The sequence below is a fragment of the Actinoplanes sp. NBRC 101535 genome (genome assembly GCF_030269225.1).
Classification (GTDB): Bacteria; Actinomycetota; Actinomycetes; order Mycobacteriales; family Micromonosporaceae; genus Actinoplanes; species Actinoplanes rectilineatus.
The window spans coordinates 160,652-184,012 of sequence record NZ_BSSY01000006.1; the positions used below are offsets into that span (position 1 = coordinate 160,652).

The 23,361-nt window shown below is 69.6% G+C and carries 23 protein-coding genes; 19 read left to right on the plus strand and 4 right to left on the minus strand.

Annotation, left to right across the window (positions count from 1 at the left end; translation table 11 throughout):
* The first annotated feature begins 9 nt into the window (after positions 1 to 9).
* The 7 genes from QSK32_RS18550 to cysN all read left to right on the plus strand — a co-directional run bounded on the left by QSK32_RS18550 (position 10) and on the right by cysN (position 7,570).
* Entirely contained in the window at positions 10 to 990 is a 981-nt protein-coding gene (locus QSK32_RS18550; RefSeq protein WP_045740062.1) for a ribose-phosphate diphosphokinase, read from the plus strand.
* A gap of 382 nt (positions 991 to 1,372) precedes the next feature.
* On the plus strand, positions 1,373 to 1,978 hold the full coding sequence (locus QSK32_RS18555; protein ID WP_045740061.1) for a 50S ribosomal protein L25/general stress protein Ctc: 606 nt from the start codon (positions 1,373 to 1,375) through the stop codon (positions 1,976 to 1,978).
* A gap of 72 nt (positions 1,979 to 2,050) precedes the next feature.
* Entirely contained in the window at positions 2,051 to 2,662 is a 612-nt protein-coding gene (pth, locus tag QSK32_RS18560) for an aminoacyl-tRNA hydrolase (RefSeq protein WP_211275265.1), read from the plus strand.
* Between the two features lie 107 nt (positions 2,663 to 2,769).
* Positions 2,770 to 4,368, plus strand: a complete 1,599-nt coding sequence (locus tag QSK32_RS18565) for a sugar transferase (RefSeq protein ID WP_083448746.1) — start codon at positions 2,770 to 2,772, stop codon at positions 4,366 to 4,368.
* An 18-nt stretch (positions 4,369 to 4,386) separates the two neighbouring features.
* On the plus strand, positions 4,387 to 5,283 hold the full coding sequence (locus tag QSK32_RS18570) for a 3'(2'),5'-bisphosphate nucleotidase CysQ (protein ID WP_083448745.1): 897 nt from the start codon (positions 4,387 to 4,389) through the stop codon (positions 5,281 to 5,283).
* A gap of 77 nt (positions 5,284 to 5,360) precedes the next feature.
* On the plus strand, positions 5,361 to 6,272 hold the full coding sequence (gene cysD / locus QSK32_RS18575) for a sulfate adenylyltransferase subunit CysD (RefSeq protein ID WP_045740059.1): 912 nt from the start codon (positions 5,361 to 5,363) through the stop codon (positions 6,270 to 6,272).
* A complete protein-coding gene (cysN, locus tag QSK32_RS18580) occupies positions 6,272 to 7,570 on the plus strand; it encodes a sulfate adenylyltransferase subunit CysN (protein WP_045740058.1) in 1,299 nt (432 codons plus the stop codon). The genes cysD and cysN overlap by 1 nt, the downstream gene beginning before the upstream one ends.
* A 29-nt stretch (positions 7,571 to 7,599) precedes the next feature.
* Here cysN and QSK32_RS18585 read toward each other — a convergent pair whose 3' ends face one another.
* From QSK32_RS18585 to galE, 3 genes are all read right to left on the minus strand, one after another.
* Positions 7,600 to 8,346 carry an ATP-binding protein gene (locus QSK32_RS18585; protein ID WP_245673793.1) on the minus strand — a complete coding sequence of 249 codons (747 nt, stop codon included), beginning with the start codon at positions 8,344 to 8,346 and terminating at the stop codon, positions 7,600 to 7,602.
* 147 nt (positions 8,347 to 8,493) lie between these two features.
* Positions 8,494 to 9,636: a galactokinase gene (gene galK / locus QSK32_RS18590; protein WP_045740056.1), complete on the minus strand. Its 1,143-nt coding sequence runs from the start codon at positions 9,634 to 9,636 to the stop codon at positions 8,494 to 8,496.
* Position 9,637: 1 nt separating this feature from the next.
* Entirely contained in the window at positions 9,638 to 10,612 is a 975-nt protein-coding gene (gene galE, locus QSK32_RS18595) for a UDP-glucose 4-epimerase GalE (RefSeq protein WP_045740055.1), read from the minus strand.
* 215 nt (positions 10,613 to 10,827) lie between these two features.
* On the opposite strand from galE, the gene trpS reads away from it, so the two are divergent.
* The 12 genes from trpS (at position 10,828) to QSK32_RS18655 (ending at position 22,545) form a co-directional block, all read left to right on the plus strand.
* Positions 10,828 to 11,853, plus strand: a complete 1,026-nt coding sequence (gene trpS, locus QSK32_RS18600; RefSeq protein ID WP_045740205.1) for a tryptophan--tRNA ligase — start codon at positions 10,828 to 10,830, stop codon at positions 11,851 to 11,853.
* A gap of 4 nt (positions 11,854 to 11,857) precedes the next feature.
* Entirely contained in the window at positions 11,858 to 12,397 is a 540-nt protein-coding gene (locus QSK32_RS18605; protein ID WP_285472629.1) for a 2'-5' RNA ligase family protein, read from the plus strand.
* A 35-nt stretch (positions 12,398 to 12,432) separates the two neighbouring features.
* The gene (locus tag QSK32_RS18610; protein WP_285472630.1) at positions 12,433 to 13,353 is read left to right on the plus strand and encodes a YihY/virulence factor BrkB family protein; all 921 of its coding nucleotides are present in this window, start codon (positions 12,433 to 12,435) and stop codon (positions 13,351 to 13,353) included.
* Positions 13,354 to 13,360: 7 nt separating this feature from the next.
* On the plus strand, positions 13,361 to 13,741 hold the full coding sequence (locus tag QSK32_RS18615; protein WP_045740052.1) for a hypothetical protein: 381 nt from the start codon (positions 13,361 to 13,363) through the stop codon (positions 13,739 to 13,741).
* 36 nt (positions 13,742 to 13,777) lie between these two features.
* Positions 13,778 to 14,008 (plus strand): SCO4848 family membrane protein, encoded by a 231-nt coding sequence (locus QSK32_RS18620; protein WP_045740051.1) that lies wholly within the window; start codon positions 13,778 to 13,780, stop codon positions 14,006 to 14,008.
* A gap of 201 nt (positions 14,009 to 14,209) precedes the next feature.
* Positions 14,210 to 15,310 carry a BMP family lipoprotein gene (locus QSK32_RS18625; protein ID WP_045740050.1) on the plus strand — a complete coding sequence of 367 codons (1,101 nt, stop codon included), beginning with the start codon at positions 14,210 to 14,212 and terminating at the stop codon, positions 15,308 to 15,310.
* A gap of 182 nt (positions 15,311 to 15,492) precedes the next feature.
* Positions 15,493 to 17,079, plus strand: coding sequence for an ABC transporter ATP-binding protein (locus QSK32_RS18630; RefSeq protein WP_285472631.1), 1,587 nt, complete (start codon positions 15,493 to 15,495; stop codon positions 17,077 to 17,079).
* Complete coding sequence (locus QSK32_RS18635; RefSeq protein WP_045740049.1) at positions 17,076 to 18,344, plus strand: ABC transporter permease; 1,269 nt, start codon at positions 17,076 to 17,078, stop codon at positions 18,342 to 18,344. Before QSK32_RS18630 ends, QSK32_RS18635 begins: the two co-directional genes overlap by 4 nt.
* Positions 18,345 to 18,347: 3 nt before the next feature.
* Positions 18,348 to 19,616 carry an ABC transporter permease gene (locus QSK32_RS18640; RefSeq protein WP_045740048.1) on the plus strand — a complete coding sequence of 423 codons (1,269 nt, stop codon included), beginning with the start codon at positions 18,348 to 18,350 and terminating at the stop codon, positions 19,614 to 19,616.
* 239 nt (positions 19,617 to 19,855) lie between these two features.
* Entirely contained in the window at positions 19,856 to 20,578 is a 723-nt protein-coding gene (locus QSK32_RS18645) for a cytidine deaminase (protein WP_045740047.1), read from the plus strand.
* On the plus strand, positions 20,575 to 21,855 hold the full coding sequence (locus QSK32_RS18650) for a thymidine phosphorylase (protein ID WP_045740046.1): 1,281 nt from the start codon (positions 20,575 to 20,577) through the stop codon (positions 21,853 to 21,855). The genes QSK32_RS18645 and QSK32_RS18650 overlap by 4 nt, the downstream gene beginning before the upstream one ends.
* A gap of 6 nt (positions 21,856 to 21,861) precedes the next feature.
* Positions 21,862 to 22,545 carry a DUF4272 domain-containing protein gene (locus QSK32_RS18655; protein WP_045740045.1) on the plus strand — a complete coding sequence of 228 codons (684 nt, stop codon included), beginning with the start codon at positions 21,862 to 21,864 and terminating at the stop codon, positions 22,543 to 22,545.
* Here the strand turns inward: QSK32_RS18655 and QSK32_RS18660 are convergent.
* Entirely contained in the window at positions 22,542 to 23,342 is an 801-nt protein-coding gene (locus QSK32_RS18660; RefSeq protein WP_285472632.1) for a putative RNA methyltransferase, read from the minus strand. The genes QSK32_RS18655 and QSK32_RS18660 overlap by 4 nt on opposite strands.
* Positions 23,343 to 23,361: the final 19 nt, after the last annotated feature.

Below are 23,361 nucleotides of genomic sequence, written 5' to 3' on the forward strand. Positions count from 1 at the left end.
AGCGATCCGATGGGCAGCATCGTCGCGGAGAACCGTAAGAGTCTGATGCTCTTTTCCGGTCGGGGTTACCCCGAGCTGGCGGAGGAGATCGGTCAGGTGCTCGGCGTGGCGCCGACGCCGTCGGACTCGTACGAGTTCGCCAACGGTGAGATCTTCGTCCGGTTCAAGGATTCGGTTCGTGGCTCGGACGCGTTCGTCGTCCAGTCGATGACCGAAGGTGTGAATCGCTGGGTCATGGAGACCCTGATCATGATCGACGCGTTGAAGCGTGGGTCGGCGAAGCGGATCACCGTCGTTCTGCCGTTCTATCCGTACTCGCGTCAGGACAAGAAGCACCGTGGCCGGGAGCCGATCTCGGCTCGTCTGGTGGCGGACCTGCTGAAGACTGCGGGCGCGAACCGGATACTCACCGTGGACCTGCACACCGCGCAGATCCAGGGTTTCTTCAACGGCCCGGTGGACCACCTGTTCGCGATGGACATCCTCGCCGACTACGTGCAGCGCAAGTTCGCCGGACGTCCGATGACGGTGGTGGCGCCGGACTCCGGCCGGGTGCGTGTGGCGGAGCGGTGGACGGACCGGCTGGGTGGTTGCCCGCTGGCGTTCATCCACAAGACCCGTGACCCGATGAAGCCCAACCAGGTGGTGGCTAACCGGGTGGTCGGTGAGGTCGAGGGCCGGGTCTGTCTGATCGTCGACGACATGATCGACACCGGCGGCACGATCGCCAAGGCGGCGGACATCCTCTTCGAGGAGGGTGCGGCGGACGTGATCGTGGCGTCGACGCACGCGCTGTTGTCCGACCCGGCGACCGAGCGTCTGAAGAACAGCCGGATCAGTGAGCTGGTGGTGACGAACACGCTGCCGATCTCTCCGGAGAAGCAGCTCGACAAGATCACCGTGCTGTCGATCGCGCCGTTGCTGGCGCGGGCGATCCGTGAGGTGTTCGACGACGGTTCGGTGACCACCTTGTTCGGTGGCCTGAGCTAGTTCCGTTTACGGTTTGGGGCGCCCGTCGTCGACGGGCGCCTCATCTGTGTGGTGCAAGTTGCATCAACGAGGTCATTTTTGCCGTCAGGGCTGTCGGTCGGGCGGACCCGCTGACCGGGGCACGATCGTGGCAGGTAGGCTAGTACGGTTGCCACGGCGAGGGTGCATCGCGGGCTGCTAAGAATCCTCGGGCTGCTGGGGATCGCAGTTCGCTTGAGGCGCCGTCATCGGCGCGGTGCTCCGGGCCTGTGCCCAGCGCGCCCTCTTGCCCGGCAGCGCCGACGACGGTCTCAGCGCCGTCGGCGGCCACACCGTAGCACTGCCGGATACCGCAGCCGCAGACTTAGCCGCAGCCCGCATCGAAGAGTTTCAGGAGTTTCCCGTGTCCGAGGTAAAGATCAGCGCCGAGCCCCGTACCGAGTTCGGCAAGGGTGGTGCCCGTCGTACGCGCCGCGCGGGTCTGGTGCCTGCCGTGCTCTACGGCCACGGCGAGGCCCCGCAGCACATCGCGCTCCCGGCGCGTGAGTTCGCAGCCGCCATCCGTCACGGTGGCATCAACCAGATTTTCACCATCGACATCGCCGGCAACGCGGCCGCCACTCTGGCCCTGCCGAAGGCGATCCAGCGCGACCCGATCAAGGACACGTTCGAGCACGTGGACCTGCTGATCGTGAAGCGTGGCGAGAAGATCCAGGTCGACATCCCGGTGACGCTGACCGGTGAGGCCGCCAAGAACACCCTGATCGTGCACGAGTCGAACACCGTCGCGGTGGTCGCCGACGCGCTGCGTCTGCCGGCCGAGCTCGAGGTGTCGATCGACGGTCTCGAGGCCGGTTCGCACGTGACTGCCGGTGACGTCAAGCTCCCGAGCGGTGTCGAGCTGGCCGTCGAGGCCGACGTCGTCCTGGCGAACATCACCGCCGCGCAGTCGACTGTCGCCGCCGAGGGCGAGGGCGACGCTGCCGAGGGCGGCGACAGCGCGGAGTAAGTAGGTCTGCGCGCAGCAGCGGTAAGGCGAGTCATCAGGGAAAGTGCCGTTGGGCACTTTCCCTGATGTTGTATGCGGGTCAGAGCGGAGGCAAGGGTGAGCGACGAGGCGCCGTTCCTGGTGGTCGGCCTGGGGAACCCGGGCAAGGAGTACGCGGGTAACCGGCACAATGTGGGTTTCATGGTGGCTGATCTGCTGGCCTCCCGGGTGGGTGGCAAGTTCGGCCGGGCGAAGCGGGCGCACACGGATGTGGCGGAGGGCCGGCTGGGTTTCGGCGGTCCGAAGCTGGTCCTGTTGAAGCCGTTGACGTACATGAACCTGTCGGGTGGCCCGGTGGCGTCGCTGGCGCAGTTCTTCAAGGTGCCGGTGACCAATGTGATCGCGGTGCACGACGAGTTGGATGTCCCGTTCGGTCAGGTGCGCGTGAAGCGCGGTGGCGGCGAGGGCGGCCACAACGGTCTGCGGTCCATGTCGAAGTCGCTGGGCAGCAAGGAGTATGCGCGGGTCCGGGTCGGTATCAGCCGTCCGCCGGGCCGGCAGGATCCGGCGGATTACGTGCTTGCCGACTTCTCCTCGTCGGAGCGCAAGGAGCTGGATTTTCTGGTGGATCGCGCGGCCGATGTGGTCGAGGCGGTGATCACCGAGGGCGTCGAGTGGGCGCAGAACAAGTACCACGGAAGTTGATGGGTTTTTGTCCGGCTTGTCTGCCGTGACGTTGTTTGCTGTCCATCCGTTGGTCACACGGGCGCACTCGGACCGGGCGCCCGTTGACGGGACGGAGGGCTCGCCGGATGTCGCAGGACGTTTCCGACGACTGCGAGACGACCGTCTCCCTCCCGCCGGCCCCGCAGCGCATCCCCCGGCCCGGCAACGCCCCGCCGCAGGCCGTCCGGGGCGTCCCCGACCCGTCCCGTAATCAGGCGTCCGACCGGTACCGTCCGACCCGGAATCCGGCCGGGCGCAACCGGGGACGGCACGCCGCGATGTCGCGCCGCCAGCTGTGGGAGCGGCGGTACGTCCGGGCCCTGGTACTGACCGACCTGACCACCGGCGTGGTCGCCGGAGTGGTCACCTTCATGATCCGCTTCGGCGAGACGGTCACCGAGTACAACCGCTGGTACATGCTCTTCTCGGCGGTGCTGCCGGCCGCGCTGCTGTCGGTGCTGGCGGTGTTCCGGGCGTACGAGCGCCGCTACCTGTTCGTCGGCGCGGACGAGTACCAGCGGGTGATCCGGGGCGGCGTCGGGTTGATCGCCGGCGCGGCCATGGTGTCGTACGCCCTCAATCTGGACCTGGCCCGCTCGTACGTCCTGGTCGCCCTGCCCGCCGCGGTGGCCGCCGTGGTGCTGTTCCGGTTCGCCCTGCGCAAGCGGCTGCACCTGTCCCGGCACCGGGGCGAGAACCTGCGCCGGGTGATCGTGGTCGGTCACGAGCTGTCGGTGATCGGGATCGCCCGGCAGCTGCGCCGGGAGCGTTATCACGGGCTGGAGGTGGTCGGCGCCTGCCTGCCGTCGGACCACGACGGTGTCGGGGTGGCCGATCTGCCGGTCTACGGCACCTTCGAGGACGTCGCGAACGCGGTCGCGCTGGCCGACGCGGACACCGTGGTGGTGCTCAGCTGTCCCGAGCTGGACGGTGCGGCGGTACGGCGGCTGGCGTGGCGTCTGGAACGCGACGAGGTGGACCTGGTGGTGGCCAGTGCCCTGGTGGATGTGGCCGGGGCGCGTACCACCATTCGGCCGTTCGACGGCCTGCCCATGCTGCACGTCGAGCATCCCCGGCTGCACGGCGGATCGCGCCTGGTCAAGGAGCTGGTCGATCGTGTGGGGGCCCTGCTGCTGCTGTTCCTCGCCGGGCCGGTGCTGCTGGGCGTGGCGCTCTGCGTGGGACTCACCTCCCGGGGACCGGTACTCTTTCGCCAGGTGCGTGTGGGACGTGACGGCCGTCATTTCCGGATCTTCAAGTTCCGCAGCATGTACATCGATGCCGAGGCTCGTCTCCACGAGCTGAAACACCTCAACGAGCACGACGGTGTGCTCTTCAAAATCCGGGACGATCCGCGGGTCACTCCGGTGGGGCGATGGTTGCGCCGGTTCTCGCTCGACGAGCTCCCGCAACTTCTCAACGTCCTGCTGGGGCAGATGTCGTTGGTGGGTCCGCGACCGCCGCTTCCGCCGGAGGTGGCCGTCTACGCCGACGACGTGCGACGACGGTTGGCCGTCAAGCCGGGCATGACCGGTCTCTGGCAGGTGTCGGGCCGGTCGGATCTCTCGTGGGAAGAGGCGGTTCGGCTGGACCTGCGCTATGTGGAGAATTGGTCGCTGAGCCTGGACCTGGTGATCCTGCTCAGGACCGTCACCGCGGTGGTGCGGTCGTCCGGGGCGTACTGAAGTGAGGAGACCTCAACGATGGGCGAGCAGACGAAGACGTCAGCGCGCATTGCAGGACCGCGGGACGCCGCCTCCGACGGGGGTGCACCACCGGTCATCGACGCCGCGTTCGCCCGCTGGCTCGCGGAACGCGCCGGGCAGGCGCTTCTCGAGGTCCGTGCGGAGATGGGGTACGCGGACGGCAAGGCGCTCAAGGCCGCCGGTGACCAGGCCGCACACGAGCTGATCCGCGCCGAACTGGCCCGCTGGCGGCCCGCCGACGCCGTGCTCTCCGAGGAGGACGACCAGTCCCGGACGGCCTGGCAGGAGGAGGGCGAGGCCGTGGTGTCGCGTCCGGAGCGGCTGGGCGCCTCCCGGGTCTGGATCGTCGATCCGCTGGACGGCACCCGCGAGTTCTCCGAGGAGGGCCGCGACGACTGGGCCGTGCACGTCGCGCTCTGGACCGCCGACTGTTCCAGCCCGTCGTGCCTGGCCGCGGGCGCGGTCGCGATGCCGGCTCAGCACCGTACGATCGCCACCGACCACCCGCCGGCGTACCCGCCGTTGCCGCTGGAGGCGGCGACCGGGGGAGCGATCCGGATCGCGGCCAGCCGCACCCGGCCGCCGGCGTTCGTGACCGCGCTGGCCGAGGACATCGGTGCGGAACTCGTGCCGATGGGTTCCGCCGGGGTGAAGATCGCCGCGGTGATCAGCGGTGACGCCGACGCCTACGTGCACGCCGGTGGGCAGTACGAATGGGATTCCGCGGCGCCGGTCGCTGTGGCGTTGGCCACAGGTCTGCACGCGTCACGTATCGATGGATCTCCATTAATCTACAACCAGGCCGACCCGAAGTTACCCGACCTCGTCGTTTGTCGGAAAGATCTCGCTCCTCGGTTGCTTGCTGCGCTGCAGAAGCATCTTCCGACACAATGACGTCTCGGCCACGACCGTGCAAAATCGCAGGATGACCATGCCCGGCAGACCCGGAGAAAGGTCTGGGGACTGAACCCATGAGCCAGACGAAGCCCTATCGTGTCTCGCACCTGGATGCTCTCGAAGCCGAGAGCATCTTCGTCATGCGAGAGGTCATGGCCGAGTTCGAGCGCCCCGTGCTGCTCTTCTCCGGCGGCAAGGACTCGATCGTGATGCTGCGGCTGGCGGAGAAGGCCTTCGCCCCCGCCCGCATCCCGTTCCCGGTCATGCACGTCGACACCGGCCACAACTTCCCCGAGGTGCTCGAATACCGCGACCGCCGCGTCGCCGGCCTCGGCCTGAACCTGGTCGTCGCCAGCGTGCAGGAGGCGATCGACGCCGGACAGGTGCGCGAGCTGCCGGACGGCACCCGCAACCGGATCCAGACCCCGGTGCTCCTCAGCGCGGTCGAGAAATACCGGTTCGACGCCCTCTTCGGCGGCGCGCGCCGCGACGAGGAGAAGGCCCGGGCCAAGGAGCGGATGTTCAGCTTCCGCGACGAGTTCGGCCAGTGGGACCCGAAGAACCAGCGCCCCGAGCTGTGGTCGCTCTACAACGGCCGGCACCACCCCGGCGAGTCGATCCGGGTGTTCCCGCTCTCCAACTGGACCGAGCTGGACGTCTGGCACTACATCGCCAAGGAGCAGATCCCGCTGCCCGACATCTACTACGCGCACGACCGTGAGGTCGTCGAGCGTGGCGGGATGTTCTACGCGGTCAACGAGTTCATCCGGCTGCGTGACGGCGAGACCTCCGAGGTGCGCCGGGTGCGGTACCGCACGGTCGGCGACGCGTCGCAGACCGCGGCCGTGCTCTCCGAGGCGGACACCGTCGACAAGGTGATCGACGAGGTCGCCGCCACCCGGATCACCGAGCGCGGCGCGACCCGCGGCGACGACAAGGTCTCCGAGGCCGCGATGGAAGACCGTAAGCGAGAGGGTTACTTCTGATGAGCCAGGCAGTTCTCGAGCCGGAGGCGTCCGCCGGGCGGGGCATGGACCTGCTGCGCTTCGCGACCGCGGGCAGTGTGGACGACGGCAAGTCGACCCTCATCGGGCGCCTGCTCTACGACACCAAGACGATCTTCGAGGACCAGCTGGAGGCCGTCGAGGTCGCCAGCGCCTCCCGCGGCGACGAGTACACCAACCTCGCGCTGCTCACCGACGGCCTGCGGGCCGAGCGGGAACAGGGCATCACGATCGACGTGGCGTACCGGTACTTCGCGACCCCGCGCCGCAAGTTCATCATCGCCGACACCCCCGGGCACATCCAGTACACCCGGAACATGGTCACCGGCGCCTCCACCGCCGACCTGGCGCTGATCCTGGTCGACGCGCGCAAGGGCCTGGTCGAGCAGTCCCGCCGGCACGCCTTCCTGACCAGCCTGCTGCGGGTGCCGCACCTGGTGCTCTGCGTGAACAAGATGGACCTGGTCGACTGGGACAAGGCGGTCTACGACAAGATCGCCGACGAGTTCACCTCGTTCGCCGCGAAACTGGACGCGCCGGACCTGACGATCATCCCGATCTCGGCGCTCAACGGCGACAACATCGCCTCCCGCTCGGACAACAGCCCGTGGTACGAGGGCCCGTCCCTGCTGCACCACCTGGAGCACGTACACATCGCCAGCGACCGCAACCTGGTCGACGTGCGCTTCCCGGTGCAGTACGTGATCCGCCCGCAGTCCACCACCGTCACCGACTACCGCGGGTACGCCGGGCAGGTCGCCTCCGGCATCCTCAAGCCCGGGGACGAGGTGATGGTCCTGCCGTCCGGGATGACCAGCACCATCGCGTCGATCGATACCGCCGACGGCCCGGTCGACGAGGCCTTCCCGCCGATGTCGGTGACGGTCCGGCTGAACGACGAGATCGACATCTCGCGTGGTGACCTGATCTGCCGGCCGAACAACGCCCCCGCCGTCGCGCAGGACGTCGAGGCGATGGTCTGCTGGATGGACGAGACCGCCCCGCTGCGGGTCGGCGGCAAGTACACGATCAAGCACACCACCCGGACCGCCCGGACCGTGGTGCGTGGCGTCCAGTACCGCCTGGACGTCAACACGCTGCACCGCGACGAGGACGCCGGCGAGCTCAAGCTCAACGAGATCGGCCGGGTCAAGCTGCGCACCACGGTGCCGCTGCTCGCCGACGAGTACCGCCGGAACCGCACCACCGGCGGCTTCATCCTGATCGACGAGTCGACCAACCGGACGGTCGCCGCCGGAATGATCATCGAAGCGCACTGAGAAACCACAGGCGGGACATGGGCGGCGGTTCACCGAACCGTCGCCCACACCACTTTTCCGCTCTCGGTCGGCGTCGCGCCCCAGAGCACCGCGGTCTCCGCCACCGTCCGCAGACCACAGCCCCGCTCGTCGAGCGGCATGTCACGGCGCGGCCGGACCGGGCGTAACACCCGCGGCAGCCGTGGATTGCCGTCCGTCACCGCCAGGTGCAACCCGCCGCAGCGCCGGGTCACCACCACCCGGATCTGCGTCCCGGCGTGCTCGACGGCGTTCGTCACCAACTCGGACATCACCAGCCGGCTCGGGTGCAGCAGATGCGTCAGGCCCCACTCCAGGCAGGCGTCGCCGACCAGGTTGCGGGCCACGCTCGGCGCGTCCGGGTCGGGCCGCAGGGTCACGCTCAGCCGGTCGGCGCCCGGTATCCGCCCGGCGAGGGCCACCCGGGCCTGCCGCACCTTCGCATAGACCGGCAGGAACCGCCCGGCGCTCAACCCCTGCATCCGCCCGGCGAGCGGCAGGTCGGGCGGAATGCACAGGGCGAACGGCATCGGCGGCTGCATCCGGGCCGCCGCGTGCTGCGCGGTCACCCAGGTGGGCGCGCTCTCGCAGTGCGGGTCGCCCAGGCCGGAGAGGTCGACGACGAGACCGTCCGGCCGCGCGCCGAAACACTGGCGCAGACTGGCCGTGGCGTTGCATCGGAGCTGGTCGTCCCAGGGGCCCCGAACCGTGAGCAGAGAGACGGCGACGTCCTCGGCGGCGTCGACGCTGACGATCACACCTTGCTCGGTGTCATCGTGAAGATACGGTGGGCTTACCCCCATGCCGGACACCATAGCCGTCCGGCCGGTCGGTGAGCCTCTGGTCTCGCTCCTGCGGGTGATGGCGGCCGGTCCCGCCTGGCGCCACGGAACCGGCCGGCAGCGCTACAGCTTGGCCGCGCCCGGGCCCGCGACGGCCACCCAGCTGGTGGGTGCGGTGAAACCCCGTTCGGCGTACGCGGCGGCGACCGCGGCCGCCGTCTCGTCGGCGCGGGCGGCGTCGACCAGGGCCAGCACGCAGCCGCCGAAGCCGCCGCCGGTCATCCGGGCGCCGTACGCCCCGGCGTCCAGCGCCGCCTGCACGGCCACATCGACCTGGTCCACGGTGATCTCGAAGTCGTCGCGCATCGAGGCGTGCGAGGCGGTCAGCAGCGGTCCGATCTCGCTGACCTTGCCCGCGCGCAGCAGGGCCACGGTGTCGAGCACCCGCTGGTTCTCGGTGACGATGTGCCGGGTGCGCTTGCGCATCACCTCGTCATCGAGCCGCTCCAGCGCCTGCGGGAGCTCCTCGACGGACACGTCGCGCAGCGCCCGGACACCCAGGGCCGAGGCGGAGGCCTCACAGCTCTTGCGGCGGGCGCCGTACTCCCCGTCGACGTGCTGGTGCGGGGCGTTGCTGTTGACCACCAGGATGGCCAGGCCGGCGGCGGCCAGGTCGAACGGGATCTGCTCCACCTCGTACGACCGGCAGTCCAGGAACAGGGCCCTGCCCTCCTGGCAGCGGATCGAGGCGGACTGGTCCAGGATGCCGGTCGGGGCACCGACGTACAGGTTCTCGGCACGCTGGGCGATGGCCGGGCGGCGCTCCAGCGGCACGTTCAGCCCGCCGATGTCGATCAGCGCGGTGAGCACCGACGACTCGAGTGCCGCCGACGACGACAGGCCGGAGCCGAGCGGCACGTCCGAGGCGATGGCGATGTGGACCGGCGGTACTTCCAGGCCCTCCTCGCGCAGCGCCCAGACGACGCCGGCGACGTAGGCGCCCCATCCGGTGATCTCACCGGGTGCGGTCACGCCGAAGCTCACCGGCTCGGGGGCGAGCGTGGAGCAGACCGCGAACCGGCCGTCCGGTGCCGGCCCGACCGCGGCGACGGTGCGCTGCGGCAGGGCGAAGGGCAGGACGAAGCCGTCGTTGTAGTCGGTGTGCTCGCCGATCAGGTTGACCCGGCCGGGCGCGGCCCACAGGCCGGCGGGCTCGGTCCCGTACGCCGCGTTGAACGCCTTGACGGCGGTCTTCTCAATGCTCATGTCACGCCACGTGCTTCCGGTAGAAGGTCCATGCGTCACCGATCATGTCCTGCAGCGTGTTCTTCCGCGGCACCCACCCGAGGTCGGCGCGGGCGCGCTCGGAGGAGGCGACCAGCGTGGCCGGGTCGCCGTCGCGGCGCGGTGCCACCTCGAGCGGGATCGCGTGGCCGGTGACCTCGCGGGCCGCCTCGACGACCTGCCGGTTCGAGAAGCCGTTGCCGTTGCCCAGGTTGTAGATGCGGTGCTCGCCGGCGACCGTGGCGTCCAGCGCCAGCAGGTGTGCGCGGGCCAGGTCCTCGACGTGGATGTAGTCGCGGACGCAGGTGCCGTCGACGGTGGGGTAGTCGTCGCCGAACAGCTGCAGCTTGTCCCGCTTGCCGGCGGCCACCTGCAGGGTGATCGGGATGAGGTGGGTCTCCGGGTCGTGCCGTTCGCCGATCTCGTGGCTGTCGCTGATGGACGCCCCGGCCACGTTGAAGTAACGCAGTGAGACGGCGGCGAGGTTGTGCGCGAACGCCTCGGACGTGAGCGCCAGGTCGAAGGCCAGCTTGGTCGACCCGTACGTGCTGGTGGGGGCCTTGACGGCGGATTCCGGGATGGGCAGTTCGATCGGGTTGCCGTAGACCGCGGCGGTGGAGGAGAAGATCACCCGGGGTACGCGTGCGGCGCGGATCGCGTCGAGCAGCGCGAGCGATTTCACCACGTTCTCGTGCCAGTAGAGCTCCGGCTTGGCCATCGACTCCCCGGCGGCGATCAGGCCGGCGAAGTGGAGGACGGCGTCGAAGCCCGCGTCCGGGGTGAGCACCTGGGCGGCGTCGGCGATGTCGGCCTGCACGAAGGTGGCGTCCGGGGCGACGGCCTCCCGGAACCCGGTGCGCAGGTTGTCGAGCACGACGACCTCGTGGCCTGCGTCCAGCAACAGACGGCTGGTGACGCTACCGACGTAGCCGGCGCCACCGGTGACGAGCAGTTTCACGAGGGTGGGCCTTTCTGGCGGGCGGCTGGAATCCGATCAGCCCGAGCCTACGCAGGGGCCGAAGAGGTTTTCAGTCTCGCTCGCAAACGATCAGAAGTCAACATCAACAAACATTTTCCATCATCGAATCTGTGCGGCTGGGGCTTGCTCAGTGTCACGGGAGGAGGACAGGGGGCGTTGGGCATCCGGGCGCCGCGACTGACACAATGGCCCTCATGTCCGACAGCGTCCGCCGCCCGCGTGTCCTCTCCGGCATCCAGCCGACCGCCGATTCGTTCCACCTCGGCAACTACCTCGGCGCGGTGCGCAACTGGGTCCCCATGCAGGACACGCACGACGCGTTCTACTGCGTCGTCGACCTGCACGCGATCACGATGGGGCACGACCCGGCGGTCCTGCGGCAGCGGTCCCGGGTGTCCGCGGCGCAGCTGCTCGCGGTCGGCCTCGACCCGGAGCGCTGCACCCTCTTCGTGCAGTCGCACGTGCCCGAGCACGCCCAGCTCAGCTGGGTGCTGAGCTGCATCACCGGGTTCGGCGAGGCCAACCGGATGGTCCAGTTCAAGGACAAGTCCGCCAAGGCGGGGCAGGACAGCACCACGGTGGGGCTGTTCACCTACCCCATCCTGCAGGCCGCCGACATCCTGCTCTACCAGGCCGACCAGGTGCCGGTGGGCGAGGACCAGCGGCAGCACCTCGAGCTCACCCGTGACCTCGCGCAGCGTTTCAACACCCGGTTCGGCAAGACCTTCACCGTGCCGTCGCCGCACATCGTCAAGGACACCGCGAAGATCGCCGATCTGCAGGACCCGTCGATCAAGATGTCCAAGTCGGCCTCCTCGCCGAACGGCATCATCGAGCTGCTCGAGGACCCGGCCCGCTCGGCCAAGAAGATCAAGTCGGCGGTCACCGACACCGGGCGCGACATCCTCTACGACGTGGAGAACAAGCCCGGCGTCAGCAACCTGCTGACCATCTACGCGGCGCTCACCGCGCGGACCATCGACGACCTCCTCGAGGCGTATGACGGCCGGGGCTACGGCGACCTCAAGAAGGACCTGGCCGAGGTGCTGGTGGAGTTCGTCAAGCCGCTGCAGGAGCGCACCCGGTTCTACCTCGACGACCCGGCCCAGCTCGACAAGGTCCTCGCCGTCGGCGCGGAGAAGGCGCGGGCGGTCTCCGCGGCCACCCTCGCCCAGGCGTACGAGAACGTGGGTTTCCTCAGCCCCGCACGGGAGGCCTGATCCGGTGACCGACGCGGCCCTCACCCGCATCGGCGTGGCGATCGACATCCCGGATCCCTGGGGGCCGGCGCTGACCCGCCGGCGTGCCGAGGCCGGCGATCCGCAGGCCGCCTACACGCCGGCGCACGTCACCCTGCTCGGCCCGACCGAGGTGGCCACCGACGCGCTCCCGGCGGTGGAGAAGCATCTGGAGGCGCTGGCCACGGCGCAGCCGCCGTTCACCGTCCACCTGCGCGGGACCGGCACGTTCCGGCCGATCACCGAGGTGGTCTTCGTGGCGCTGGCGATGGGCATCAGCGAGTGCGAGCTGCTGGCCGAGGCGATCACCAGCTCGCCGGACATCCGGCGGGACGCGCGCTTTCCGTACCATCCACATGTCACTGTCGCGCAGGACGTGTCGCCCGAGGCGCTGGACGCGGTCTTCGACGACCTGGCCGGGTTCTCCTGCCGGTTCGAGGTCGCGTCCTTCACGCTGTTCTCGCACGGCGGCGAGGGCCCGTGGCGGCCGCGGCGCGACTTTTCGCTTGGTGACGCCGGGCGCTGAGCCGCGATCGGTGTGGCGTCGGTTACGGTCGGCGCGTGAATCCGATCGACCGAGCCTTCACCGCGGCGGAGGCCCGGATAACGACGTGGCGCTACCGGTCGCCCTACTTCGATCACTTCTGCCGGGCGATCCTGCGTTACGAGGAGGTCCAGGGTGGGCGGTTGGCCGCGGCCATCGCCTACTACGGCTTCTTCGCGGTCTTCGCCCTGCTGCTCATCGGCTACTCGGTGTTCGGCTTCCTGATCACCAACAACGTCGCGCTGCTCGACCTGGTCCAGGACTTCCTGCGGCACAATCTGCCGTTCCTTGATATCCAGGCCATTCTGGACACCAAGAAGACGGTCGGCATCGTCGGCCTGGTCGGCCTGACGCTGACCGGCATCGGCTGGGTCGAGGCGATCCGGTCCTCGCAGCGGCTGGTCTGGCAGCTGCGGGAACAGCCCGGCTACTTCGGCATCCGCCAGGCGCTCGACCTGCTGGTGCTGATCGGTGTGCTGCTCCTGCTGGCCCTCACCCAACTGGCGGTGTACGGGTTGGAGACCCTGCTGCACTGGCTGGCCGGCGGTGGCTTCCAGGGCATCCTGTCGGTGATCGGTTTCGTCTGCACGCTGGCGGTGAACATGCTGCTGGCCGCCGCGCTGCTGGCCGCGGTGCCCCGGCTGCGGATGACCGCCCGCCGGATGGGCCCGCCGGTGATGCAGGTCGGCATCGGGCTGATGCTGCTCAACACGGTGGGCAAGTCGTTCGTCGGGATAGTCGAGCGCAACCCGGCGTACGGGCTGGTCGGTTCGGCCGTCGGCGCTCTGGTCTACCTGTACGTCTTCAACCAGATCCTGCTCTTCGGGGCGGCCTGGGCGGCGACCAGCCCGCACGGTCGCGTGGTCGACCTGGCCGCTGACGATAAAACCGTCCCCGTGGGGCAAAACACCTGGATACGGCACGCCCGGCCGCGATGATGGGCCGATGGGCACCCTCGTGACGTTGCACCTGCCGGCCGGCTCGCCCGTCGCCGCCCTGCCGTGGGTGATCACCTTCGGCTCCCTCGGTGACCAGGAGGAGTGGGAGCCGGTGGTCTGCGGGCCGTACGAGCGCGCCCACGCGCTGGCCCTGGCCCGCGAGGTGGTCGCCGACGACGAACTGCTCGCGGTGGTCGAGCCGTTGCTGGTGCTGGACGGGGTCGACGCGGTCCGTGCCGAGATCGGGCGGTTGCGGGCCGAGGCGGAGGGCCCGGACCACGACGGCGACGACCTGGACGTCGCGGTGAGCCCGGCGCCGGTGGGCCCGCCGGATCCGGCGCAGATCCGGGCCGGCTGGCGGCGGATCGCCGAGCACCTGACCGCGTGAGCCGTCCCGCCGCGGGGCGCTGGGATACTTGCCCGCGTGGTGATCACGAAGCGGTGGGCGGCGTTCCTGGTGGCGGTCGGTGTGTGGACGTGGGTGATCTGGCCCCGGTTCGCGGTGGCGATCTACAAGGACGACCGGTCGTTCGCCGACGGGACCCCGACGTCGTTCCTCTGGGTGCACGCGATCCTCATCGCCGCCTCGCTCGTCATCGGCAGCACGGTCGGCGTCCTCGGGGTGCGGGCCTGGCTGATCGCCCGCCGCGGCTGAGGACTGTCAACGGCATGTTTCGTGACCCGGGGACGATGTTCGCATAGGTGGAGGAATCGCCGTCCGGGATCAGCTGCCGTTTCGGAGAGATAACGGTGCGCCAACAGTCCGGAGTGATTTCCTGCCGCGGTCACTGACCGTGGCTACGCTGCCGTCCTGAGACTCACCGAGTGGTGTCGGTGTGCATGGAAGGAGGGCGTCTTGCGCCCAGTACGTGGGAACCGGATTCTGGCGATTCTCGCGGCAGGTGGGCTGACGCTCGCTGCTGCCGCTTGTGGTGACGCCCCGGAGGAGAGCACGGCGGGCAGCGGCTCGAGCGCCGCTGCCGCTGCCGACTACAAGGCTTGCATGGTGACCGACACGGGCGGCATCGACGACAAGTCGTTCAACGCCTCGGCGTGGGCCGGCATGCAGGCCGCCAAGACCGAGGTCAGCAACATCGTTCCGAAGAACGTGGTCTCCTCGTCCGAGGCCGACTACGAGCCCAACCTGCAGGGCTTCGTCACCCAGGACTGCAACTTCATCCTGGCGGTCGGCGGTCTGATGATCACCTCGACCCAGAAGATCGCCACCGCGGCCGCGGACTCGCAGTTCGCGATCGTCGACGGCGTCGTCGCGGGTGCGAGCAACGTCTACCCGATGCAGTTCGAGACCCACCAGGCGGCGTTCCTCGCCGGCTACCTGGCCGCGGGCTACTCGAAGAGCGGCAAGGTCGGCACCTACGGCGGCATGAAGCTGCCCACCGTCACCATCTTCATGGACGGTTTCGCCGACGGTGTGGCGCACTACAACCAGGCCAAGGGCAAGAACGTCCAGGTCATCGGCTGGGACAAGGCGAAGCAGAACGGCACCTTCGCCGAGAGCTTCATCGACCAGAGCAAGGGCAAGAGCATCACCGACACCCTGGTCTCCCAGGGCGCCGACGTGATCATGCCGGTCGCCGGTGGCACCGGCCTCGGCACCGCCCAGGTCGCCAAGGACTCGGCCGGCAAGGTCTCGGTCATCTGGGTCGACCAGGACGGCTGCAAGAGCGCCGAGCAGTACTGCGATGTCTTCCTGACCACCGTGGTCAAGAACATCGAGGGTGCGGTCAAGGAAGCCGTGATCAAGGGCGCCAAGGGCGAGGCCCTCACCGCGACCCCCGGCTACCAGGGCTCCCTCGAGAACGACGGCGTCTCGCTGGCCGCCTACAACAGCTTCGACAGCAAGATCGACAGCACGCTGAAGACCGAGGTCGAGACCCTGAAGGCCGACATCATCTCCGGCAAGGTGAAGGTCGAGTCGGTCTCCGCGCCGAAGTGAAACACCGGTAGGTAGCATCATCGGCCGCCGCTCGGTTGCGAGTGCATCTCGCGACTGAGCGGCGGTTCTGTTCAACTTGACAACCGAAACTTCCCGCGGCCGTGCGCATGTGGCACTGGTACAGGTAGGAGATTCCGCTGAAACTCGAACTGCGCGGCATCACCAAGCGCTTCGGCGACCTGGTGGCCAACGACCACATCGACATCACGGTCGAGCCGGGTGAGGTGCACGCTCTGCTCGGCGAGAACGGCGCGGGCAAGTCCACGCTGATGAACCAGCTGTACGGCCTGCTCCAGCCGGACGAGGGCCAGATCGTCGTCAACGACGAGCCGAAGGTGTTCCGCAGCCCGCGGGACGCCATCGCGGCCGGCATCGGCATGGTGCACCAGCACTTCATGCTCGTTCCGGTGTTCACCGTGGCGGAGAACATCGCGCTCGGCCACGAGGAGGTCCGGGGCGGCCCGCTGGGCTGGCTGGACCGTCGCCGCTCGCGCAAGGACGTCATCGAGACCTCGAAGCGGTACGGCCTGCCGGTCGACCCGGACGCCCTGGTCGAGGACCTGCCGGTCGGCGCCCAGCAGCGGGTGGAGATCGTCAAGGCGCTGACCCGCGACGTCGACCTGCTGATCCTGGACGAGCCGACCGCGGTGCTCACCCCCCAGGAGACCGAGGAACTGCTCGCCGTGATGCGGTCGCTGACCGCGATGGGCAAGTCGATCGTCTTCATCACCCACAAACTCAAAGAGGTCAAGGCGATCGCCGACCGGATCACCGTGGTCCGCCGCGGGCAGATCGTCGGCACCGCCACCCCGGACACCAGCGAGGACGAGCTGGCGGCCCTGATGGTCGGCCGCGCGGTCAGCCTGGAGGTCGACAAGGCACCGGCCGAACCCGGCCGCAACGTCCTGAAGATCGCCAATCTGGTGGTCGACGACGACCGGGGCGTCCGCGCGGTGGACGGCCTGGACCTGGTGGTCCGGGCCGGTGAGGTGCTGGGCATCGCCGGTGTCCAGGGCAACGGCCAGACCGAACTGGTCGAGGCCGTGATGGGCCTGCGCGAGGTACGCGGCGGCACGGTCGAGCTGGACAACGAGAACCTCGGCACGATGACCACCAAGCGGATCCTGCGCTCCGGTGTCGGCTACATCCCGGAGGACCGCAGCCACGACGGTGTGGTCAAGGAGTTCTCCGTGGCGGAGAACCTGGTCCTGGACATGTACGACCGGGCGCCGTTCGGCAACACCTTCAAGCTGGACGCCGGCTCGGTGGCGAGCAACGCGGCCGAGCGGATCGAGCAGTTCGACATCCGGTGCCAGTCCTCGGAGACCCCCGTCGGCACGCTCTCCGGCGGTAACCAGCAGAAGGTCGTGGTGGCCCGGGAGATGTCCCGCCCGCTGCGCCTGTTCATCGCGTCGCAGCCGACCCGCGGTGTGGACGTCGGTTCGATCGAGTTCATCCACAACCGGATCGTCCACGAGCGTGACCAGGGCACCGCGGTGCTGGTGGTCTCCAGCGAGCTGGACGAGGTGGTCGGCCTGGCCGACCGGGTCGCGGTGATGTACCGCGGGCGGATCCTGGCGATCGTCTCGCCGGACACCCCGCGTGAGGAGCTGGGCCTGCTGATGGCCGGCATCACGAACAGTAAGCAGCAGGCCGCGAACGACGCAGCCGTTCAGCAGGCCGCGAACGACACCGCCGATCAGCGGGCCGCGAGCGACACCGCCGTTCAGCAGGCCGGGAGCGATGCTCCGGAAGAGGGGACGAAGTGACCACCGAGACGACCACCCCGCAGGCCCCGGCCGCGAAGGGCGGCCCGGACGGCGAGGAGTCCCTCCTCAGCCGGTTCACCCAGAACCTCTGGGCGGCCAACTCCGTCATGGTCACGATTCTGTCGATCGTCCTGGCCGTGGTCATCGGCGCGATCCTGATCGTCGTCTCCGACGCGACCGTGCTGGCCAAGTTCGCCTACTTCACCGCCCGTCCGAGTGACGCGCTGACCGCCAGCTGGGACCTGATCAGCGTGGCCTACGCCGACCTGGTCAAGGGCGCGCTCGGCGACCCGGAGGCGTTCGCCGCCTGGTTCGACGGCACCGGCACCTGGCAGCAGGCGTTCGGTCCGCTGTCGGAGACCCTGACCTACGCCGCGCCGCTGGTCTTCACCGGCCTCGCGGTGGCGCTGGCGTTCCGCGGCGGCCTGTTCAACATCGGCGCCCAGGGCCAGGCCGTGATCGGCTGCATCACCGGTGGCATCGCCGGCTTCACCTTCGGCCTGCCGGTCGGACTGGCCATGCTGGTCGCGATGCTCTGCGGCGCGCTCGGCGGTGCGCTGTGGGGGTTCATCCCCGGCCTGCTCAAGGCGCGTACCGGGGCGCACGAGGTGATCACCACGATCATGCTCAACTACACGTCCGCGCTGCTGCTGTCCTGGCTGGTGCTGCAGAAGGGCATCCAGGACCCGGACCGCACCGACGCGATCAGCAAGACGGTGCACGAGGCCGCGCAACTGCCCTCGTTCGGTGGCGTGCTCCGGGTGCACCTGGGCATCGTGCTGGCGGTCCTGGCCACGGCCGGTGTCGCCTGGCTGCTCAACCGGTCGGCGTTCGGCTTCGAGCTGCGCGCGGTCGGCTCCAACCAGCACGCCGCGAAGACCGCGGGCATCAGCGTCGCCAAGACGTACGCGCTGCTGATGGCGATCGCCGGCGGCCTGGCCGGGCTCGGCGGCGCCACCCAGGTGCTGGGCACGGCGTACGCGCTGACCCCGGCGGTGGCCGGCAACATCGGCTTCGACGGCCTGCTCGTCGCGCTGCTCGGCCGGAACCGGCCGTGGGGCACCCTGCTGGCCGCGCTGCTGTTCGGCGCGTTGCGGGCCGGCGGCAACCGGATGCAGTCGTACTCCGGCATCTCGCTGGAACTGGTCACCGTGCTGCAGGCGCTGATCGTCATCTTCATCGCCGCCCCCGCCCTGGTGAAGGCGATCTTCCGACTTCGCGCCACCCGCCTCACCCGGCCGGGCGCCTCGCTGGTGAAGGGCTGAGACATGTCGACGGCAACTGTGGAGGAGATCGCCGAGGCCGCGGCGCCGGAACCGTTCTGGTCCCGGCAGCGCCGCCTGGGCGTGGCCCTGATCCTGATCGGCCTGCTCGCCGCCGCGCTCTTCGGTTCGCTGGCCCCGAGCGAGACCGCCCGGTTCACCCTCAGCGAGGACGCCGAGGGCGCCGCCCTGACGATCAACGGCCAGTTCGGCGCGATCCTGTTCGGTCTGATCACGCTGGCGGCCGGTGGCGCGCTGGTCGCCGGGGTGCTCAAGCGGTTCCAGAACCTGCTGCTCAGCGTCGGCATCCTGACCTTCGTCCTGTCGTTCCTGTGCTGGCAGGTGGCCGGCAAGTTCATGCCGCTGGTGGACACCACGAGCGGCACGCTGCAGCTGGCCCTGCCGCTGATCCTGGGCGCCCTGGCCGGTGTGCTGGGTGAGCGTTCCGGCGTGGTCAACGTGGCGATCGAGGGCCAGTTCCTGATGGGCGCCTTCGCCGGCGCGCTGGTCGGCACGATGGCGACGAGCGTCTGGATCGGCATGATCAGCGCCGCGGTCGGCGGTCTGATCATCGCGGCGATCCTGGCCGTGCTGAGCATCCGCTACCTGGTCGACCAGACCGTGGTCGGCATCGTGCTCAACCTGTTCGCGCTCGGTATCACCGGCTTCCTCTACGAGCGCCTGATGCAGCCCGACGCGCAGAGCTACAACACCCCGCCGATGCTGGAGAAGATCCGGATCCCGGGCCTGGCCGACATCCCGGTGATCGGCCCGGTGCTCTTCGACGCGTCGCCGCTGCTCTGGGCGGGCCTGGCCCTGGTCGTCCTGATCCACTTCGGTCTCTCCCGGACCCGGTGGGGCCTGCGGACCCGTGCGGTCGGCGAGCACCCCACCGCCGCCGACACCGTCGGTATCCGGGTGCGCGGCATGCGATACCTGAACGTCCTGACCGGCGGCGTGATCGCCGGTCTCGGCGGCGCGTACTTCACGCTGGTCGCCACCGGCAGCTTCACCAAGAACATGACGGCCGGCGCGGGCTTCATCGCGCTCGCCGCCATGATCTTCGGCCGCTACACGCCGTTCGGTGCGCTCGCCGCGGCGCTCTTCTTCGGCTTCGCGCAGAAGCTGGCGACGTTCCTGAGCGCGGTCGGCAGCCCGGTGCCCAGCCAGTTCCTGAACATGCTGCCCTACCTGGCGACGATCATCGCGGTGGCCGGTCTGGTCGGCCGGGTCCGGGCGCCGGCCGCCGGCGGTCAGCCCTACATCAAGAGCTGACGATCACCACCGTCGAGAGGGTCCGGGCCGTGGGGCTCGGGCCTTCTCGCATTTCTCGTACGCCTCCGTGAGCGTCGCCGCGGGACGGGTATGTCGGCGGCGGTGCGCCGGCCGGCGGTGTCACCACGGGACGGTTCCGGTGCGGTTGCGTGAGGTGTCACGCGTACCGCGGAAAGAGCGTGAGGAACGCACTCGGCCTGGTGATGGCGGTATTCCGGCGGTGGGGCAGAATTTGCCGCATGGAGATCGACTGGGTGGCACTACGCGCCGCCGCCATCGAGACGATGCGGCTGGCCTACACGCCGGTGTCCGACTTCCCGGTCGGTGTCGCCGGTCTGGTCGACGACGGCCGGATGGTGGTCGGCTGCAACGTGGAGAACGCGTCCATGGGCATGACGCTGTGCGCCGAGTGCGGCATGGTGAGCTCGCTGCACGCGACCGGCGGCGGACGACTGGTGGCGATCTCCTGCGTGGACGCGACCGGTGCCCCGCTGATGCCCTGCGGGCGCTGTCGCCAGCTGCTCTGGGAGCACGGCGGGCCGGAATGCCTGGTGGAGGCGCTGCCCCGCCCGCTGAAGATGTCCGAGCTGCTGCCGCACGGCTTCGGCTGGGAGGACATCGACCGTGTCACCGGCGGCGGGGCGAAGACCGCCGACGTGCCGCCCGAGCTGGCCAGATGGCGTGGCCGGGGCACGGTCTTCGTGCACCCGGACATCTCCGGTGGTGAGACGATCTGGACCGGGTACTGGGAACGCTCGTCCGGGGAGCCGGGCACCGAGGAGACCAAGGGTGTCCTCGAGGAGGGACCGAACTTCCCGACCACGGCGGCCGCGGTCGCCTGGGGACTGGTCCGTTCGCCGCGGGTCGTGGTGGTGGATGCCGAGGGCGGCCTGTCCTGGGCTGGAGAAGGTGAGGCGCCGGAGGGGATCCCTCAGCGCTGGACGAAGGAAGACCGAGCATGAGCAGTGGATTCGCCGCAGTTGACGTGATCCGGGCCAAACGCGACGGGCACGTGCTCTCCGACGCGCAGATCGACTGGGTCGTCGACGCGTACACCCGGGGCGAGGTCGCCGACGAGCAGATGTCCGCGCTGGCCATGGCGATCCTGCTGCGCGGCATGACGCCCGCCGAGATCGCCCGCTGGACCGCCGCGATGATCGCCAGCGGGGAACGGCTGGATCTGTCCTCGGTGTCCCGGCCGACCGCCGACAAGCACTCCACCGGCGGCGTGGGCGACAAGATCACCTTGCCCCTCACTCCACTGGTGGCCGCCTGCGGCGTGGCCGTGCCGCAGCTCTCCGGGCGCGGGCTGGGCCACACCGGCGGCACCCTGGACAAGCTGGAGTCGATCCCCGGCTGGCGGGCCCGGCTGAGCAACGACGAGTTCGTCGGCCAGCTGCGCGACATCGGCGGCGTGATCTGCGCGGCCGGTGAGGGCCTGGCACCCGCCGACCGCAAGTTGTACGCGCTGCGCGACGTCACCGGCACGGTCGAGGCCATCCCGCTGATCGCCAGCTCGATCATGAGCAAGAAGATCGCCGAGGGCACCGGCGCGCTGATCCTGGACGTCAAGGTCGGCTCCGGCGCGTTCATGAAGGACCTGGCCTCCGCACAGGAACTGGCCCGCACCATGGTGCGGCTCGGCAAGGACAGCGGAGTCACCACGGTCGCTCTGCTCACCGACATGAGCACCCCGCTCGGCCTGGCCGTCGGCAACGCCAACGAGGTCGCCGAGTCGGTCGAGGTGCTGGCCGGCGGCGGACCGGCCGACGTGGTCGAGCTGACCCTGGCCCTGGCCCGGGAGATGCTGGCCGCGGCCGGAGTGGACGCCGACCCGGAGAAGGCACTGGCCTCCGGCGCGGCAATGGACAGCTGGCGCCGGATGATCCGGGCGCAGGGCGGCGACCCGGACGCGGCACTGCCGGTCGCGGCGCACACCGAGGAACTGCGGGCCACCGAGGACGGCGTGGTGACAGGCGTGGACGCGTACGGGGTGGGCATCGCCGCCTGGCGTCTCGGCGCCGGACGGGCCCGCAAGGAGGACCCGGTCAGCTTCGGTGCCGGCGTGCAGCTGAAGGTGAAGCCGGGCGACCGGGTCAAGGCCGGTGACGTGCTGCTCGAGCTGCGCGCCGACGACGAGTCGCGGATCCCGGTGGCGCGCGCCGAGGCCGCCGCGGCGATCACCGTCGGATCAGGGCCGACCACCTCTGTGCCGCTTCTCCTCGACCGCATAGCCTGACGCACCATGACGAAGGCCGCCCCTGATCCCCGCGCGGTTCGCGAGGCCAGTCTCGACGAGCTCGAGCGGCTCGGCCTGCCCATCCCCCCGCCCACGTTCCCGCTGGTCTGGGAGATGGGCGACACGGTCGAGCTGCGCCCGGTCGGCGAGCTGGAGGCGCGTGCCGTGGTGCTGCACGTCGTCGTGGCCCGCTGCTTCGGGATGCCCACCGAGGCGGCGATGAGCTGGCTGCTCGGCTCGCACCTGGTCGAGCTGGTCACCCCGCCGGAGTGGCAGTTCGTCGCCGGGGCCAAGGGCGATCACCGGTCGTTCGTCCTGCACCACGACGCGGTGTTCGCGCTGGCCTGGCTGCTCGGGCTGAGCCGGCACCTGGATCCCACGGTGCCGCCGGAAGAACGCATGATGCAGCAGATGCCGGACCTGCCGTCGGGGGAGAGCTTCTCGGCCTGGCGGTCCCGGTCGCTGGTCGCGGTCCGGGACGAGGCCGAGGCGGCGGTGCTGCTGGATCTGTACTACTGCCTGGACTGGGCCTTCCAGGAGTTGGAGAAGGCCGGCCGGCCGCTGCCCGGTGAGGTGGACAGCAACGCGATCGGCCAGCGGCGGTGGGCGCTGGAATGGGCGGTGGTCTTCCACGGGCCCTACCACGAGGACAAGCCGGCCGAGTGGGAGGAAGTCGACCTCTCGGTCTAGCGCCTGCGGTATGCGGATATCCGTACCGCGGTGGTGACGGTCGTGTCGGTGACGGCCAGGGTGTCGGCTTGAAGGTGGCGTGCGGAGGGTGTCATCCCGATCAGGGTGCGTGCCTCCTGCGCCGTCAGATCCGCCTTCGTCCGGATCTCTTCTCTGTCATCGAGTCGAAAGTGTTCGTCCAGGCTGTTGCCGACCCGGGCCGCCTTGTCCGGGTCGACCTGGATCAGCCCGTGTGCGCTGATCAGCTCGGTGAGATGGTCGGCGGCCGGGGTGACCACCAGCAGCACCCCGTCCGGGCGCAGCACCCGGTGGAACTCCGGGCCGTTACGGGGAGCGAAGACGTTCAGGATCACGGCGGCGCACGCGTCGGCGACCGGCAGCGGGCGCCAGAGGTCGGACAGCACCGCCGCGGCCCGCGGATGCGCGCGGGCGGCCCGGCGCAACGCGGGCTTGGAGACGTCCAGGCCGAGGCCGGTCGCGAGGGGCGAGGACTCCAGGAACCGGGCCAGATAATCACCGGTCCCGACACCGGCGTCCAGCACCAGACCCTCGGTGGTGTGCCGGGCCAGCGCCCCGGCGATGAAGTCGTAGTGCCCGGCGGCCAGGAAACCGGCACGGTCGGCCACCATCTCGGCGGTGTCCCCGACATGCGGGAGACGGCCGGCGCTCAGATCCGCGTACCCCTGCTTCGCCATGTCGAAGCTGTGCCCGCGCGGGCAGCGCAGCGCCCGGTCCTGCCGGCTGAGTGGTTCCCGGCACACCGGGCACCGCAGATACGGAATTGCTCCGTCGATCATCGCGGGCTTCCCTCTAGGC

Excerpts from the sequence above, each read along its gene's own strand:
- QSK32_RS18550 (WP_045740062.1), top strand. The coding sequence starts at position 10 with ATGGGCAGCATCGTCGCGGAGAACCGTAAGAGTCTGATGCTCTTTTCC.
- pth (WP_211275265.1), top strand. The coding sequence starts at position 2,051 with ATGCGGGTCAGAGCGGAGGCAAGGGTGAGCGACGAGGCGCCGTTCCTG.
- QSK32_RS18565 (WP_083448746.1), top strand. The coding sequence starts at position 2,770 with ATGTCGCAGGACGTTTCCGACGACTGCGAGACGACCGTCTCCCTCCCG.
- QSK32_RS18570 (WP_083448745.1), top strand. The coding sequence starts at position 4,387 with ATGGGCGAGCAGACGAAGACGTCAGCGCGCATTGCAGGACCGCGGGAC.
- cysD (WP_045740059.1), top strand. The coding sequence starts at position 5,361 with ATGAGCCAGACGAAGCCCTATCGTGTCTCGCACCTGGATGCTCTCGAA.
- cysN (WP_045740058.1), top strand. The coding sequence starts at position 6,272 with ATGAGCCAGGCAGTTCTCGAGCCGGAGGCGTCCGCCGGGCGGGGCATG.
- galK (WP_045740056.1), bottom strand. The coding sequence starts at position 9,636 with ATGAGCATTGAGAAGACCGCCGTCAAGGCGTTCAACGCGGCGTACGGG.
- trpS (WP_045740205.1), top strand. The coding sequence starts at position 10,828 with ATGTCCGACAGCGTCCGCCGCCCGCGTGTCCTCTCCGGCATCCAGCCG.
- QSK32_RS18615 (WP_045740052.1), top strand. The coding sequence starts at position 13,361 with ATGGGCACCCTCGTGACGTTGCACCTGCCGGCCGGCTCGCCCGTCGCC.
- QSK32_RS18640 (WP_045740048.1), top strand. The coding sequence starts at position 18,348 with ATGTCGACGGCAACTGTGGAGGAGATCGCCGAGGCCGCGGCGCCGGAA.
- QSK32_RS18645 (WP_045740047.1), top strand. The coding sequence starts at position 19,856 with ATGGAGATCGACTGGGTGGCACTACGCGCCGCCGCCATCGAGACGATG.
- QSK32_RS18650 (WP_045740046.1), top strand. The coding sequence starts at position 20,575 with ATGAGCAGTGGATTCGCCGCAGTTGACGTGATCCGGGCCAAACGCGAC.
- QSK32_RS18655 (WP_045740045.1), top strand. The coding sequence starts at position 21,862 with ATGACGAAGGCCGCCCCTGATCCCCGCGCGGTTCGCGAGGCCAGTCTC.
- QSK32_RS18660 (WP_285472632.1), bottom strand. The coding sequence starts at position 23,342 with ATGATCGACGGAGCAATTCCGTATCTGCGGTGCCCGGTGTGCCGGGAA.